This is a genomic window from Paenibacillus sp. FSL R5-0527, assembly GCF_038008055.1.
Lineage (GTDB): Bacteria > Bacillota > Bacilli > Paenibacillales > Paenibacillaceae > Fontibacillus > Fontibacillus macerans.
Genome location: NZ_JBBOYI010000001.1, coordinates 1,805,853 through 1,822,280, shown reverse-complemented (window position 1 = coordinate 1,822,280; position 16,428 = coordinate 1,805,853). Strand labels below are relative to the sequence as shown.

13 protein-coding genes are annotated in these 16,428 nt (G+C 57.8%); 4 read left to right on the top strand and 9 right to left on the bottom strand.

Going from position 1 to position 16,428, the window contains the following annotated elements; all coding sequences use genetic code 11:
- Positions 1-243: 243 nt before the first annotated feature.
- The 9 genes from NYE69_RS08090 to NYE69_RS08050 all read right to left on the bottom strand — a co-directional run bounded on the left by NYE69_RS08090 (position 244) and on the right by NYE69_RS08050 (position 9,666).
- The gene (locus NYE69_RS08090) at positions 244-633 is read right to left on the bottom strand and encodes a hypothetical protein (RefSeq protein WP_340925735.1); all 390 of its coding nucleotides are present in this window, start codon (positions 631-633) and stop codon (positions 244-246) included.
- Positions 634-885: 252 nt separating this feature from the next.
- The gene (locus NYE69_RS08085) at positions 886-2,586 is read right to left on the bottom strand and encodes a stalk domain-containing protein (RefSeq protein ID WP_340925734.1); all 1,701 of its coding nucleotides are present in this window, start codon (positions 2,584-2,586) and stop codon (positions 886-888) included.
- Between the two features lie 983 nt (positions 2,587-3,569).
- Entirely contained in the window at positions 3,570-3,818 is a 249-nt protein-coding gene (locus tag NYE69_RS08080) for a hypothetical protein (protein WP_124333255.1), read from the bottom strand.
- 157 nt (positions 3,819-3,975) lie between these two features.
- Positions 3,976-4,845, bottom strand: coding sequence for an inositol monophosphatase family protein (locus NYE69_RS08075; protein ID WP_340925733.1), 870 nt, complete (start codon positions 4,843-4,845; stop codon positions 3,976-3,978).
- A 210-nt stretch (positions 4,846-5,055) separates the two neighbouring features.
- Positions 5,056-5,826 (bottom strand): enoyl-ACP reductase FabI, encoded by a 771-nt coding sequence (gene fabI / locus NYE69_RS08070; RefSeq protein ID WP_036626160.1) that lies wholly within the window; start codon positions 5,824-5,826, stop codon positions 5,056-5,058.
- Between the two features lie 94 nt (positions 5,827-5,920).
- Positions 5,921-6,922, bottom strand: coding sequence for a UV DNA damage repair endonuclease UvsE (gene uvsE / locus NYE69_RS08065; RefSeq protein ID WP_340925732.1), 1,002 nt, complete (start codon positions 6,920-6,922; stop codon positions 5,921-5,923).
- Positions 6,919-7,242: a hypothetical protein gene (locus NYE69_RS08060; RefSeq protein WP_328273737.1), complete on the bottom strand. Its 324-nt coding sequence runs from the start codon at positions 7,240-7,242 to the stop codon at positions 6,919-6,921. Before NYE69_RS08060 ends, uvsE begins: the two co-directional genes overlap by 4 nt.
- Before the next feature lie 254 nt (positions 7,243-7,496).
- Positions 7,497-8,594, bottom strand: a complete 1,098-nt coding sequence (locus tag NYE69_RS08055; protein WP_340925731.1) for a D-alanine--D-alanine ligase — start codon at positions 8,592-8,594, stop codon at positions 7,497-7,499.
- 70 nt (positions 8,595-8,664) lie between these two features.
- The gene (locus NYE69_RS08050) at positions 8,665-9,666 is read right to left on the bottom strand and encodes an amidase domain-containing protein (protein ID WP_340925730.1); all 1,002 of its coding nucleotides are present in this window, start codon (positions 9,664-9,666) and stop codon (positions 8,665-8,667) included.
- A gap of 222 nt (positions 9,667-9,888) precedes the next feature.
- Between NYE69_RS08050 and acnA the strand changes: the two genes are divergently transcribed.
- The 4 genes from acnA (at position 9,889) to NYE69_RS08030 (ending at position 16,221) form a co-directional block, all read left to right on the top strand.
- On the top strand, positions 9,889-12,606 hold the full coding sequence (acnA, locus tag NYE69_RS08045; protein WP_340925729.1) for an aconitate hydratase AcnA: 2,718 nt from the start codon (positions 9,889-9,891) through the stop codon (positions 12,604-12,606).
- 460 nt (positions 12,607-13,066) lie between these two features.
- Positions 13,067-13,462: a GntR family transcriptional regulator gene (locus tag NYE69_RS08040; RefSeq protein WP_340925728.1), complete on the top strand. Its 396-nt coding sequence runs from the start codon at positions 13,067-13,069 to the stop codon at positions 13,460-13,462.
- A 2-nt stretch (positions 13,463-13,464) separates the two neighbouring features.
- Positions 13,465-14,565: a DUF1648 domain-containing protein gene (locus tag NYE69_RS08035; protein WP_340925727.1), complete on the top strand. Its 1,101-nt coding sequence runs from the start codon at positions 13,465-13,467 to the stop codon at positions 14,563-14,565.
- A gap of 45 nt (positions 14,566-14,610) precedes the next feature.
- Positions 14,611-16,221: an alpha/beta hydrolase family protein gene (locus tag NYE69_RS08030; protein ID WP_340925726.1), complete on the top strand. Its 1,611-nt coding sequence runs from the start codon at positions 14,611-14,613 to the stop codon at positions 16,219-16,221.
- The last annotated feature ends 207 nt before the right edge of the window (positions 16,222-16,428 follow it).

Genomic DNA, 16,428 nt, shown 5'->3' with positions numbered 1-16,428 from the left:
TTTTCGGCCGCTTTGCCGCCGGCAACCCGTGCCGCATGGCTGCTTCGGCCATTCTCCTCCAGCTTAGCGAAACAACCGCCGCGGCCAAATGCCCATGTCTAATGAGCTTATGTGCGATTATACGGAGTTGGGCCGGTAGTGGTGATTTAAGTCCGGAATGCCGAGATGCGGTGGGGCGGCCTGGCTTTGGTTTGGAGCAGCATAAGGCAATGTGGTCACTGCGGTGTGATATACTTTAGTGCTTTAGGGGATGTGACTGGCGGCGATGTGGTTTGCTTTGGCGCGACTGGTGGTGGCGTTACTTGTGATGGTGTGACTTGTGGTGGTGTGGCTGGTGGTGGCGCGGTTGGCGGTGGTGTGACTGGTGGTGGTGTGGCTGGTAGTGGCGCGGTTGGCGGTGGCGCGGCTGGTGGTGGTGTGGCTGGTGGTGGCGCGGTTGGCGGTGGCGCGGCTGGCGGTGGTGTGACTGGTGATGGTGCGACTAGGGGTGGCGCGGTTGGCGGTGGTGTGACTGGTGATGGTGCGACTAGGGGTGGCGCGGTTGGCGGTGGTGTGACTGGTGGTGGCGCGGTTGGCGGTGGTGTGACTGTGTGACTTGTGATGGTGCGACTGGTGGGGGCGTAATTTCACCAAATGCAAAAGTGCATGCGATATTCGTCGAAATTCCTCGAAACGGGTGGTTCAAATGCAAATGTGCAGTTCATTTCCAGTCATAAGCTACTTTTTTATCCAATAGCCCCAAATGAGATACACTTTTGCATTTCAATCGCTCTAAAGCAGAAGTTTGCGGAAAATCAAATGCACTTTTGCAGTTCATTCAAATGCGAAAAACGCCGAAGCTCCTTTGCCCCGGCGTTCCGTCTTTCCAGCTGTAACACCCTTTATTTATTCGTTCACAAACACCGTTTTCATTTTCGCGCTATACTGTACGTCCAACCCTAAGCCTTGCGCCAGTAAGGTGAGTGGCACATAGGTCTTGTGCTCCCCGCCGATGGTTTGCAAAAAAGCAGGCGACGCCGTCGACGCCGAAGTTCCGTTTACCGTAATTTGCCCTGAGCCGATGGGGATGACAGCCGTTCTGCTTCCGTAGACGACGCTGGCGGTTTGCGTCCGGGAATCCCATTTGCTCTCCGCACCAATCGCCTCGGTAATGTCCTTGATCGCCACAAAAGTCTGACCATTTTTAAGCACCGGCGGATACGGCGTTTTCAGCTCCTGCCCTTTAACGACGATAGAAATTGGCGCCGCGCCGCTTCTCGCCGCCGTTTCCCGGTAGATTCCCCAAACGGCCTGCGCGAACACTTTAGCGATCTCCTCATATCCCGCCTGATTCGGGTGGATGTCGGACTCCGCAAAAATATGGGTCAACGACAGCTCGCGGCCTTGGAACGCCGCGGCCACGTGCGCGGCTTGAACCGACTTCGCATCGGCGGCAAACCCGGCGGCGATCCCGTCAACGATCGCGGTGAACTTCCCCGCCATGGCCGTAAGCTCGCCGTAAACGGCGGAGCCGGCCAATTCCGGAACGGGCTGATATTGATCGGCGAGTACGATTTGCGCCGATGGATTAAGCTCCGTCAGCATGCCGATCACCACGCGGACATTTTCTGCATAGGCGTTCAGTATCTCGTCCGCCCCGGAGCGCAGCTCGTCCAGCGAAATATGCTGAACGTCCGGCAGCAGCCTAAGCAGATCGTTACCGCCGATCGTAATCGTGATCAGATCCGCCTGCTGCAACTGGCGTTTGGCCTCGGCCGTCCCCGCTGCCAACGCCGCCATCCGCGGGTCCGCCAGCTTCGGCTGAATCGCGTCGGCCGTGACCGGCGCGCCCGCCCGGACCGCCGCCACGTAGTTTTTGAGGCCTTCGCTGGTCAAACCGAGAATGCCGTAATTGACCGCCCGTGTCCGGCCATGGAACAGCCCTTGCTCCTTGAGCCGTTCCACGAAACCGTACGGAATACCGCTTGCATCCATCCCCGGCTCGTACCCGGCGGTAATGGAGTCTCCGAGCGCGACGATCAGGTAATCATCAGCCTGCGCTTTCACCTGTGTCTGACCATTTACTTGTACATGCGTCGGCTCCTGTACTTGTGGATGTGCCGGCTGCTGTACTTGCACCAGCTTCTGCTCCTGCGCTTGCGTCTGCTGCTGTGCTTGCACCGGCTTCTGCTCCTGCGTTTGCGTCTGCTCCTGTGCTTGCATCGGCTTCTGCTCCTGCGTTTGCGTCTGCTCCTGTGCTTGCATCGGCTTCTGCTCCTGCGTTTGCGTCTGCTCCTGTGCTTGCATCGGCTTCTGCTCCTGCGTTTGCGTCTGCTCCTGTGCTTGCATCGGCTTCTGCTCCTGCGTTTGCGTCTGCTCCTGTGCTTGCACCAGCTTCTGCTCCTGCGTTTGCGTCTGCTGCTGTGCTTGCATCGGCTTCTGCACCTGTACCACCTTCCCCTCCGCACGATCCTGCATACGTCCCTGTTCCGCCCCGGCCACCGCGGAGCCGCCGCTGGACAGCAGTAAAATAAGCGCCGCAACTCCCGCCGGCAACAATCTTCTCCAAAGGACTCCCGCGAGTCTTTTCCCAATTCGGATTTGCACCAATCCCACTCCTTCCCTTGTCCCGACGTTCTGAAAAAACGCCCGCCAGCTTGTCCAACTGGTGTACTCCGGCCAACGAATATGCCAGGCAAAGCCCTTGTTCGAAGCCGGCCGTGTCCGAAAATTCAACGGACGGTAATGACGTTATTCGCTCATTTCCCGGGTATTTCCCAACGTAACGGATAGAGCAGACGCTATCGTGCTATAAATGCAGTCGATTGGGCTGGTATGAGCAAAATAAGGGCGGCCCAGTCCGTTACAATTTTTTTCTCCTCTATTTTGGACAAATAACGCTCCTCAGGTCCCTTAGAATCTCCGAACCCCCAACTTGCGAATTCTCTTGCGCAGCTTGAGCTCGCCTTATCCCGGGGGCGATAATTCAAAAAGCCCGGGACGTTTGCCGCCCCAGGCTAAAGATGCTCTTGCGCCGACCGTTTTGTCGCTTTCCGGCAGTTTGATGAGCCGGCAACCCGTCTTCTCCGGGACACCTTGGCAATGCCTTGTACGACATCTTGCATAACGCCTTCCGAACGCCTTGCACAACGCCTTCACCGACATCTTGCACAACGCCTTCCCACACCTTGCACAACGCCTTCCCACACCTTGCACAACGCCTTCCCACACCTTGCACAACGCCTTCCCACACCTTGCACAACGCCTTCCCACACCTTGCACAACGCCTTCCCACACCTTGCACAACGCCTTCCCACACCTTGCACAACGCCTTCACCGACACCTTGCATAACGCCTTCCGGACGCCTTGCACAACGCCTTCACCGACATCTTGCACAACGCCTTCCGGACGCCTTGCACAACGCCTTCACCGACATCTTGCACAACGCCTTCCGGACGCCTTGCACAACGCCTTCCGGACATCTTGCACAACGCCTTCCGGACACCTTGCACGACGCCGACATCATGTACAATGCTTACCAGACGCCTTGCACAGCCGCCCTTCCCGCAGCCGGGCCGATCCGCCGGGGTTATTCCTTCTTCCCGTCGGCACGCTTGGCTTTTTTCAAGTAATCGTCGTACCTTCCGTCGAGCTCCTTGGCCATTTTCCGGTAAGCAAGCGTCTCCTCCACGATCGGATCCAGCGTCGTCTGAACCCGGATTTCGTATCTTGGAGACAGCCGTCTCCGCTCCTCCTTCCGGCGCTCCTCCTCGCTGCCGTATTCCCCTTCCGTCAGCATCTCGCTGAGCTCACGTTCCAACTCTTTATGATCGCTCATTCCTGGACACTCCTTCCGGTTAAATTGGCTTTATCGGTTGCCTCTTGCGGTGCTATGGGGCTGACGAGCCACCGTATCCACCTTACTCACCGTGCCGCTGCCCACCGGCGCTATGGCTCGCCAGCCCCGGCAAATCGGCCGTATGAGCCGGTAAGCTCTACATCCCCGTGGCGTCCGCGTTCTTCAAAACCCCCAGCAGTTCGTTGTGGATTTTGCCGTTGCTGGCCGCCAGGTGCCGTACGCCGATGTGATAAGGGTTGCCTACGGTATCGGTGACTATTCCTCCCGATTCCGCGACGATCAGCGCGCCCGCGGCAACATCCCAGGCATTCAGCCCTACTTCATAATATCCGCTCAGCCGGCCGGCCGCGACATAGGCCAGATGCAGGGCGGCCGAGCCGGCGGCGCGCAGGCTGCGAACCTCCCCGGACAAGGCGTTCAGGCCGCGCATATTCGCCGGCAGCGCAAACTCCCGGTCGGGGTTGAAGCCGACCGCCACCACGCTGTCCGCAAGCGCCTGCTCCGCCGAGACCTTGCATCTTTGACCGTGCATATAAGCGCCTTTTCCTTTTTCCGCCAAAAACAACTCGTCGCGCATCGGGTCATAAATGACGCCGACGGTAACTTCCCCGCGGTAAGCGAGCGCGATCGATACGCAAAAAAACGGAAAGCCGTGCACAAAATTGGTCGTACCGTCGATCGGATCGACGATCCACAAATATTCCGCTTCGCTGGCCGCGGCAAGCGCGGCCTCCGAAGCCGCCGCCCCGGGAGCGACCCCCTCTTCGCCAAGAATGCTGTGATCCGGGAAGTGCGTCAAAATCAGCTTGCGGATCATCGCTTCGGCGCCTTTGTCCACATCCGTCACCAAATCGCGCGAAGAAAGCTTCGTGCCGAGCTCGCCGTAACCGCCGAGCTTGCTCTTGATCCATTCCCCCGCCTTGGATGCGCAGTTGATCGCCACGGCCGTCGGGCTTTTACTGCCCACCACATATGGTACTTTCGGATTTGATTCCAATGGTTTCACTCTACCTTCATCGTAAACTTGTAATACTTTACCAGTAAATCTATACGTCCCGCAAAGGGTAAAGTTGCGTCCTTTTTCCCTTTCTCATACCTTTTCGCATCAGATACGCGGGATACACCCGGATCGCCGATATGCAAAAAGTTCGCATCCGGAGCGGGCCTCTTCAAGGCCCCGCCGGAAACGAACTTCTTCTTCATGAAATGCGGCGGTTTAAGCGCCGACGATATTGTAGCCGCCATCCACGAAAATAACTTCCCCGGTAATGCCCCGGGAGAGATGGCTGAGCAGGAACATCGCCGTATCGCCCACTTCCGCGGTTTCGGTCGTTTTGCGCAGCGGCGCCTTTTCCTCCACCTGCTTCAGGATGGAGTTGAAGTCGCTGATGCCCTTCGCCGCCAAAGTGCGGATCGGACCGGCGGAAATCGCGTTGACGCGGATGTTTTTCGGGCCGAGATCGTTCGCCAGATAACGAACTGAAGCCTCCAGCCCCGCTTTGGCCACGCCCATCACGTTGTAGTTGCGCATCACGCGCTCCGAACCCATGTACGTCATCGTCATGATGCTGCCGCCTTCGGTCATCAGCGGCGCAAGCCGCTGCGACACGGCCACGAGCGAGTACACGCTAATATCGTTCGCCAGGGCAAAGCCTTCGCGGGAGGTGTCCACAAAATCGCCGGCCAAATCTTCGGCTTTGGCAAACGCGATGCTGTGCACGAGCCCGTGCAGCACGCCGAACTCGCTGCGCAGCGCTTCCGCCAGCGTGTCGATCTCCGCGTCCACCGTTACGTTGCACGGCAGAATCAGCGAATTCGGAATCGTTTCGGCCAGCTTGCGCACGCGGCCTTCCACGCGTTCGCTTTCGTATGTAAACGCCAGGCGCGCGCCCTGCTCCGCAAGGCTTTGGGCGATCGCCCAAGCGATGCTGCGCTCGTTGGCAACCCCCATCACGATAATATTTTTACCTGCCAATAAATCACCCATCATGATCCTCCTCAATAAAGACACTTCATTTTGTACAACTTACCTTATTTGCCGGCTTTTTTCAAGGGATGCGCCGCCGGAGCTTGTCCCATCTTTAAGGCCGAATCCGCACGGTAGCCCCGTCCAGCACCTCTACGCCTTCTCCGCTGTATTCTTTAAGCTCCTCCATCAGCGCGAACAAGGCGCCGTCCTTCAGCTTTGCTTCCAGCATGACGTCCACCCGCCCGGTATGCGGCGCGATGCTGCGCAGAAAATCAAGCAGCGGCCCGGCGGCGACATGGTCGGCATGCCCACGGGGGTCGCCGGCGCTTTTCGGGCTGGACGCATGAATCTTCGGCGGCAGCGGGTCGTCCGCCGGAGAATCCGCCTGGGCGTACGGCGCAGACCACGTCGCCATTACCCGCGGCCACAGCTCGGCCGGGGTCTCGCCGGCGTTGTTCACCCATTGGTGATGGATATCAAGCACCATCGGGATCCCAAGCGCTTCGCACAGCTCCAGCGTCTCGGGGGCATTAAACGTCTTGTCGTCGTTTTCCAACGTCAGCCGCCGCTTGAGGCGGTCCGGCAGCGCCGCGACATTGGCCTGGAAGCGTTCGGCCGCTGCGGGCTTGTCCCCGTAAGCTCCGCCCACGTGGATGTTGTTTTTGGCCCGCGCGTTCAGCCCCATCGCTTCAAACATAGCGGCATGGTATTCCAGATCGCGGATGGAGGATTCAAGCACTTCGGGCCGCGGCGTGCTGAACACCGTAAAATGATCGGGATGAAAAGACACCCGAAGACCCTGTTCCTTCACGTAGTTCCCCACGGCGGCAAACGGTTCCCGCAGCGCTTCGTAAGGATTCCAGTCCGACAGCGATTCATGCGTTGCCAGCGGAATCAGCTTCGAGGAGAAGCGGTAGACCCGGATGCCGCTCGCTACGTTATGCCGCAGAAGCCGCAGCGTATTGTGCAGATTTTCCGCGGCGATCCGCTCGAGGCGCCGGATGGCGGCGTCCCGGTCGGCCAGGCTTTGGAACGTTTTGAACGTCATCGTTTTCGACGGCGAAGCGCCCTGGATGACGGTCGACATGGCCACGTAGCCAAAGCGCACGATCATGAAGCGGACGCTTCTCCAAAAAACATCTCGTAAGCCAGAGCCGTCTGTACCTTGGACTCTTCTTCCGTCAGCTGGCGCACCAGCTCCAGCTCCACCGATGTAACTTCCTCTCCATTGAAATTAATTTCGGCGACGCAGGCGGTGATTTTGACGATGGCCACCGCCTTGTTGCCGGGCGTATAGGCGATCACCTTTTGCCCGGTCGGAAACACCCGCAGCCCCTGCTTCAGCATTTTGCCGCGGCCGTATTCCAGCAGTTCATACAGTTCCTGCTCATTTTTGAATTTGCAGACGGAGTTGAATTCCGTTTGAAAACCCATTGGCTCACTTCCTTTCCTGATTAGTTGGTTAGGGTTAAAGCGGTTGTTCAAAAAGTCATCTTTCCATGACGAAGCCGTTCATGAAGAGGGTTCGGCGTCGAATCTTGAATTCAGCCGGGCCTTCCGTTGCTCACGTAGGCTCACCTACGCTCCGCTACTCAGTCCCTAGCTTCATCCGACCTAAAGCGTTTTGAAAAAACGCACTTCGGAAGCATACGCTTCGGTCCTGAAAACCCGACTTTTTGAACTCGAACTTAAAGCACGCCGCTCTCGAACTCCAGGTTCTGCCGGGCTTCGTAGCGCTCAAGCGCCAGCCCGATCAAGCGGTCCAGCAGCGTTTCGTAGGACACCCCCGTCTCCCGCCACAGCAGCGGGTACATGCTGAACGGGGTAAAACCCGGCATCGTGTTGACTTCGTTGATCCATATCGCCTGATCCGCTTTCCGCACAAAAAAATCAGCGCGGCAAAGCCCGCTCCCCGAAATCGCTTTGAACGCCTTGACGGCCAGGTCCCGGATCCGTTCGGCCAATTCCGGGTCCAGCGGTGCCGGGATAAGCATTTGCGATTTGCCGTCCAAATATTTGGCTTGGTAATCGTAGTATTCACCGGAAGAGACGATTTCCCCCGGGACGGACGGCAAAGGTTCGTCATTGCCGAGCACCCCGACCTCCACCTCGCGGGCGTCGACGAACTCCTCCACGATCACCTTCACGTCATAACGAAGCGCGATCGCGATCGAATTCATCAACTCGTCCCGCGTTCTCGCTTTGGAAATGCCCACACTGGAGCCGAGATTGGCGGGCTTCACGAAGCATGGATAGCCAAGCTCATCCTCGATGCCCTGGACCAGCGTATGGCTTGCCCGCTCCCATTCCGAAGCGGTGAAATAGCAATACTTGCACTGCGCAAGGCCAGCTTCGGCGAACAGCTTTTTCATGATGACCTTATCCATCCCCGCGGCCGAAGCGAGCACGCCGGCCCCCACATAAGGCAGATCGGCCATTTCGAACAGCCCCTGAATCGTCCCGTCCTCGCCGTTTGTCCCGTGCAGCAGCGGAAACGCTACGTCGATGGCCGACTCGCCGGTCGAGAGCTTTCCGAACAGCAGGCTCATCGCCGCCGCCGTATCGCCCGCGCCGCTTTCCAGCTTCAGCTCCTCGAGCGCCGAGAACGGAGCCGACAGCTTGCCGCCCACGCTCCATTTTCCCTGTTTGTCGATATAAAAAGGAAGCAACTCGTATTTATCGTAATTAAACGCCTGCGAAACGGCGAAGGCCGTCTGCAGCGATACTTCATGTTCTCCCGATTTGCCCCCGTAGATAAGCCCTACGGTCAATTTGTCCTGTCCCATGGGTAAACCTCTTTTCTTTTGTTATGCAACCTTCTTGGTGCTGAAAAGCCGACTTTTTGAACCCGCACTTTCAAAACCGGTCCGCGATATGAAAAAAACGATACACCGTATTTTCGCCCCAGGCGTAGGAATCCCGGTAGTCCCAATAGCGGTGTTTGCTTGGCGTCGTATGGGCGTTGACCAGCGGCATCCCGCCGGCGTCAAAGGCGGTGACGATCGTGCTGTGCTGGAACCTGCCGTTGCCGTCCCAGTCGTAGATGATCACATCCCCCAGCTCCAGCTGCTCCGGCCGTTCGCGGATTTCGGCGCGCAGCCCGGCGTCGCTGCGGGCGAGATGGCCGTGCAGCGCATGCGCCACGGACCAGCTGTAACTCCAGGCTTCCCGTCCGCCGACGTAACCTTTGTACCACCAGCCCGATTCTCTTTTTCCAGTATAGTTTATTGGGGCTCCGCCTGCAAAGAGGCATTGCGAGATATAATTGGTGCAGTCGACTTCAAAAGCGGCGAATTCCGGGTTGAACCCGTCCCACCACCGGTCGGCGTACAGCACCGCATCTTCGCGCCGGTAAGCAATCCCCCTTGGCGGGCTCCCCCCAAGCAGCTCGCGGTTTAAGAACGGGCGCGGCGCCGCCGGCCTGCGGCCTTCCCCGGCTTCGTCCGGCGCCGGAAAAGGCAGCGACGGATGGCGCTCCGGCACCGGCAGCTCCACGCGCGAGACGACCCAGCCCGCCCCGTCGCGCTGCAGCGTCAGCCGCTGCTTTTCGATCCGCTCCTCCTGGTGCCGCGCCCCGCCTTTTTCGTAATATATTTTTTTCAACAGCTGCAGATCAACTTCGATCTCGCCTTCCCGTTTTTCGATTTCCCGCACCAGCTTGGCCCGCGTTTCACAGCGCAGCGGCGCCGCTCCCCGGCTGCGATACCACATGTCCAGCTTCCGTTTGCGCTCTCCGCGCCGCAGCAGGTAATCCAGGTCGGTTACGACCGTTCCTGCGCTCGGCGTCCGGTAATCCACTTCATCCTGGTTCTGTTCGTTCACATATATGGACAACGTCTTTCTCCATTCTTCCGCCACTGTTCACGCCTCCTTTTCCATTAGTTCCAAGTATATGAACGCCCGTACGGGAGTATGTTCCCCGAAGGCGGCCATGAAAGCCCATTCAACCGCGTCAATTCGGCAAAATCAGGCGGGGGCGGCCGCAAAAAGTTCTTTACTCTCCAGGTCAGGGACGGTATACTAAATGAAGCGGTTATTTTTGAAATTATGTTTCACCTAATGAAACAAGGAGGTACATTTATGTCAGCGAACGATTTTAACTCCGCAGCCCGTACGCTTGAAGTCGGCGGCAAAAGCTACCGTTACTTCAACCTGCAGTCCTTGGAAGAACAGGGACTCGGCAAAATTTCCAAACTGCCGTTTTCCATTAAAGTGTTGCTTGAAGCGGCTGTCCGCCAGTTTGACGGCAGAGCCATTACCCAGGAGCATGTGAAGCAAATCGCCGGCTGGAGCGAGGGCCGCGATGACAACAAAGAGATCCCTTTTATCCCCGCTCGCATCGTGTTGCAGGACTTTACCGGCGTTCCGGTCGTCGTCGACCTGGCCGCCATGCGCGACACCGTAAAGAAAGCCGGCGGCGATCCGAAACGGATCAACCCGCTCGTGCCGGTCGATCTCGTTATCGACCACTCCGTCATGGTCGACGCCTTCGGTTCCCCGGAAGCGCTCGAATACAACATGAAGGTTGAATTCGAACGCAACGAGGAGCGCTACCGCTTCCTGCGCTGGGCGCAGACGGCGTTCGACAACTTCCGCGCCGTGCCGCCGGCCACGGGGATCGTGCACCAGGTCAACCTGGAGTACCTGGCATCCGTAGCGGCGACCAAAACGGTGAACGGCGAAACGTTCGTCTTCCCGGATTCCCTCGTCGGCACGGACTCCCATACGACGATGATCAACGGCCTTGGCGTCGTCGGCTGGGGCGTTGGCGGGATCGAAGCGGAAGCCGGCATGCTCGGCCAGCCGCTGTATTTCGTGGCTCCGGAAGTCATCGGCTTTAAACTGACCGGCAGTCTGGCCGAAGGCGCAACGGCGACCGACCTTGCGCTGACGGTTACGCAGATGCTGCGCAAAAAAGGCGTCGTCGGCAAATTCGTCGAGTTCTACGGCCCGGGCCTGTCGAACATCAGCCTGGCCGACCGCGCTACCGTGGCGAACATGGCTCCGGAATACGGCGCGACGATCGGCTACTTCCCGGTAGACCAGGAGACGCTGTCCTACCTGCGCAGCACCGGACGCTCCGAGGAGCAAATCGCGCTCGTGGAAGCTTATTACAAAGCGCAAGGCATGTTCCGCACGGACGACACGGAAGATCCGGTGTTCACCGACCTCATCGAGCTCGACCTCAGCACGGTCGTACCAAGCTTGGCCGGACCGAAACGCCCGCAGGACCGCATCGAATTGACGGCGATGAAGGAGAGCTTTAACAGCATCATCCGCACGCCGATCGATAAAGGCGGATACGGCCTCAGTGAGGACAAAATCGGGCAATCGGTGGCGGTCAAACATCCGGACGGTTCCACCAGCGAGCTGAAAACCGGCGCGGTCGTGATCGCGGCGATTACGAGCTGCACGAACACGTCAAACCCGAGCGTTATGGTCGGCGCCGGCCTGCTGGCGAAAAAAGCGGTCGAACGCGGCCTGAAAAAGCCGGGCTACGTGAAAAGCAGCTTGACGCCGGGCTCCCTCGTCGTAACCGAATACCTGCAAAAAGCCGGCCTGATCGAGCCGCTCGAAGCGCTGGGCTTCCACGTCGCCGGATACGGCTGCGCGACCTGCATCGGGAACTCCGGTCCGCTGCCGGAGGAAGTCAGCGCGGCGATCGCCGATAACGACATGACCGTGGCCGCGGTGCTGTCCGGCAACCGGAACTTCGAAGGCCGCGTGCACGCTCAGGTGAAAGCCAACTACTTGGCTTCCCCGCCGCTCGTCGTCGCTTACGCTTTGGCCGGCACGGTCAATATCGACCTGCAAAACGATCCGATCGGCTACGACGGGAACAACCAGCCGGTATATCTGAAGGATATCTGGCCGTCTTCGGCGGAAATCAAGGAAGCGATCGCCGCATCCTTAAGCCCGGATATGTTCCGCCGCAAATACGAGCATGTGTTTACGCAAAACGAGCGCTGGAACGCGATTCCGGTACCGCAAGGCGAACTGTACGAGTGGGATGAAAAATCGACGTACATCCAGAACCCGCCGTTCTTCGAGAAGATCGGCGAAGGCCTGTCCGATATCGCCGATATTCGCGGTGCGAGCGTACTGGCCCTGCTCGGCGATTCCGTGACGACCGACCATATTTCCCCGGCCGGCAACATTTCGCCAAGCAGCCCGGCAGGCAGCTATTTGAGCGAGCGCGGCGTCGAGCGCAAGGATTTCAACTCCTACGGCTCCCGCCGCGGCAACCATGAGGTGATGATGCGCGGCACGTTCGCCAACATCCGCATCCGCAACCAGGTGGCGCCGGGCACGGAAGGCGGCGTAACGAAATATTTGCCGGAGGATGAAGTGATGTCGATCTACGACGCCTCGATGAAATACCAGGCGAACGGCCAGAACCTCGTCGTCATCGCCGGCAAAGAGTACGGCACCGGCAGCTCCCGCGACTGGGCGGCCAAAGGCACGTACCTGCTGGGCGTCAAAGCCGTCATCGCCGAAAGCTTCGAGCGGATTCACCGCAGCAACCTGGTCGGCATGGGCGTTCTGCCGCTGCAGTTCCAGGAAGGCACAAGCTGGAAAGCGCTGGGCATCGACGGCACGGAAACGTTCGATATCGCCGGCCTCACGGGTGACGTGAAGCCAGGCCAGGAACTGACCGTAACGGCGACCCGCCAGGACGGCAGCACGTTCCAGTTCCCGGTCATCGCCCGCCTCGACAGTATGGTCGACGTCGATTACTACCACAACGGCGGTATTTTGCAAACCGTGCTGCGGCAGATGATCGCGGCAGGCGTGTGATTTTTGCGGAAATCTCCAAGATAAAAGTTTGAATGATAAAGCGCGAGTGCGAAGGGCTGAACGCCCCTTGCAACTCGCGCTTTTGTTTTCGTTTATGCAGTCTGCGGGATCATATCGGTTAAGGGCAAAAGATGGCGTTATCCCAGCGATATCAGGCAATTTGGGAGAAATAGAGGAAATTTATGTCGTTATTTTCTCGAATCGCAAGGAAATGTCCATAATCTGGACCATTCATAGGAAAATAAGGACAAAAGATTCCGCTAATGAGGATGAACATGCTCTACTCCGGATAATAAGAACATAAAGTTCCGCTATTTTATAGGCCGACGGTTGGTCGTTCCAATAGCCGGGAAGACGAACCTTCTGCGATTCATTCATTTAGAGATCGGGACTTTTCATCCTCCAGTTCCATGTGTTATATTATAACTATAACAGTTGTAACAAAGGAGATGCCTTATCCTTGATCATGAAATTGGATTTGCAGTCGGAGGTTCCCATTTATACGCAGCTGGTGAACCAAATCATCGAGGGGATTGCCAGCGGTAAGCTGAAATTGGGCGAACCTCTCCCCTCGGTGCGCAGCCTGGCCTCCGATATCGGCGTCAACCTGCATACGGTCAACAAGGCCTATACCCTGCTGAAGCAGGAAGGTTACATTCAAGTCCACCGCCAAAAAGGCGTCGTCGTCGATCCCGTCGGCATGCCGCCGGTTACTGCGGAGTTCCTGGAGAAGCAGGAGCGGGAAATACGGCCGATTGTGGCGGAAGCCATTTGCCGGGGCATGAACAAGGAAGAGCTTCTGCAGATGGTGGAACGCATTCACCACGAAATTACCCAATCCGAAAGGAGCGAATAAAGATGCAATGGATGTCCGCTTTGATGCTGATCTTGATGTTTGTGCCGCTTTTGGCTTCACTCGCTTTTATGCCCTACTTGACGAGGGAAACGGTCAGCTTCGGGGTGTCCGTCAGCGAAGAGCAATATCGCAGCGAACCGTTGCGCCGGATGCGCAAGCAGTACGCCGTCCTCAGCTGCGCGATCTATACGGCCCTGCTTCTGTTTTGTATCGCCGGAATGCTAAGCGTGGAAGGGAACGGGCAAGGCGGAGTATTCGCCATATTTGTCACGGCTACGATCGTCGTTTCGATTTTGCTGAATTTAAGCTTTTATTTCCGGATGAAAAAAATCCGTCCAACGCTTCCGTCCGTCCAGGCGCATAAAGCTCTGTTGGCGGTGGACACCGGATTTCACCGGCAAAAGCTGACCTTTTCCGGCAGATGGTTTCTGATTCATGTCCTGATCATAGCCGTAAGCGCCGCGATCATGCTCATGAACTACGAGGCCGTTCCCGATCCGGTCGCCATGAAGTTCGATTTCGCGGGCAATGTCGTCAGCAGCGCGGCCAAATCGTACCGCGTCGTCCTGTTTCCTAGCGTCATGCAGGCGATCATGACCCTGTTGTTCTGGTTCGTCAACTGGAGCATTCAAAAGAGCAAGCAGCAAATCCACGCCGGCAACCCCGAGCAATCGGTCCGGCAAAATGCGGCCTTTCGCCGCAGATGGTCGCTGTTTACGATTTTGTCGTCATTGGCGCTTGTGTTCATGTTTTCGTTTATACAGGTTAATATGATTCATCCGCTTGACACAAACATCGTCACGCTCGTCAGCCTGATTGTGCCGGTTTTTACCGTGTTGTTTGCGATGGTGCTGTCTTTTGCAACGGGCCAAGGCGGAAGCCGGCTGGGAAGATCGGCCGAAGCTTCGGCGGCCGCGCCGCTGAACGATGACCGCTATTGGAAGCTCGGAGCGTTTTATTTCAACCCGCAGGACCCTTCCGTTTTTGTGGAAAAACGATCCGGCATCGGCTGGACGCTCAACTTCGCAAACCCGGTCGGCTGGTTTGTGCTTGCCGGGCTCGCCGCCGTGATTATCGGTTCCAGTCTGTTTTTCAAGAACTGACCGGCCAAATAAATGAATTAAGAGGTAAATCCCAAGGAGGAGACGATGATGAACAAACATCCCAAAAAAGTAAACCACGCCGTTGCCGCTACCCTGGCTTTAAGCCTCGCCGTGCCCGCAGCATCCGCGTTGGCCGCCGAGCAAAGCAGCGCGGCGCTTGAGCCGGTAAGAGAAACCGCAACAAAGCTTGGCGCCGAGGTATCGTGGGAACAAAGCACCCGCACGATTACCGTAACAAAAGGCAGCCATGTCCTAAAGCTTGAGGCCGGCTCGGACCGGGCGGTTCTGGATGGCGAAACCGTCGCCCTTAACCAGCCGGTCCGCCTCTCCGGCGGTCGGACGCTGACCGACGCCGGTCTGATCGCCAAAGCGTTCGCCGGCGATAACGGGCAAACGGAGGATACGGCCGATTTGTTCCTCGAAGCATTGCAGGCCGGAGACGGGGCGAAAGCCGCCGAATACGTAAGCGAAGCATCCGCCTACGCGCTGCCGGCCGCCCTGCTGGACCGGCTGTGGAGCAACTACGAGGCCATGTTCGGCAAAACAGCGGGCGAGCCAGCCAAAAGCGAAAGCTTGAACACGGTGCACCGGAATGTGACGTACTCTTTCCAAAGCACCATCGTTCCGTTTCAAGTTACGCTTCGTCTGGATCAGAACGGGAAGATCGATGATTTATATATCGCCGCGGCCTCCGCTTCCGCTTATCAAAAGCCGGCTTACGACAATCCCGCAGCTTATAGCGAACGGGAAGTTACCATCGGAAGCGGCGCGTTGGCGCTGCCCGGCACCTTAACCGTGCCCGCGGGCAACGGCCCCTTCCCGGCGGTTGTGCTCGTCCACGGCTCCGGCCCGCACGACCGCGACGCCACGATTCTGGGCGCCAAGCCGTTCCGCGATCTGGCCGCCGGCCTCGCCGCCAAGGGCATCGCCGTTCTGCGTTACGACAAGGTGACCTACGAGCATTCCTTCAAGGTGGCGGCCGATCCGAAATTTACGCTCAAGCAGGAAAGCGTTGACGACGCTTTGGAAGCAGTGAAACTGCTGCAAAACACGTCCGGCATCGATCACTCCCGCATTTTCGTCGCCGGCCACAGCCAGGGCGGCTACGCCATGCCGCTGATCAGCGCCGCCGCCCCGGATGGAGGCATCGCCGGAACGATTCTTCTGTCCGCTCCAAGCGGCAAATTCGCCAACGTGCTGGCCGAGCAGCAGGCCGAGCTGGTCCGCCGCGTCAAACAGCTAGGGCTTGATTCGACGCTGTACGAGCAGCAAGCCGCGATGTATACGTCGATCGCCGATATGGTCAACGACCCTGAATATACGGTTGACCATATGCCTGAACAATTCCCGCTGCAGCCTGCCTACTGGTGGTTCGAGCAGAAAAATTACGTGCCGGCCGAACTCGCCAAAACGCAAACCGGGCCGATGCTCGTGCTGCAGGGCGAAAACGACTGGCAGGTGACGATGAAGCAATTCGAGGGCTGGGAAACGGCGCTGAAAAACCGTGGGGACGTCGAGTTCAAGTCTTACCCCAAGGTGAACCATCTGCTCGCCGAATATGACGGCCTGTCCACCGGGACCGAATACGGCAAGCCTTCCAATGTGTCCAAGGCCATCATCGACGATATTGCAAATTGGATTCATGCCGTGAAATAATGCAGATAGGCAAAGGCCGTCCCAAAACAGTCAAATTTACTGTCGGGACGGCCTTTACCGCGTCTAGCTTATGGTCTGGCTTACCGGGCTGGCTGCGTTCTTGGCATCGATCGAAACCTTCATTTGCAGCTCTTTAATGTATTCCTTTTTCTGCCCCTTGTCCGTTTTCTTATCCGCATACGGTTTCAAGGTTACCGATTTCGGCGT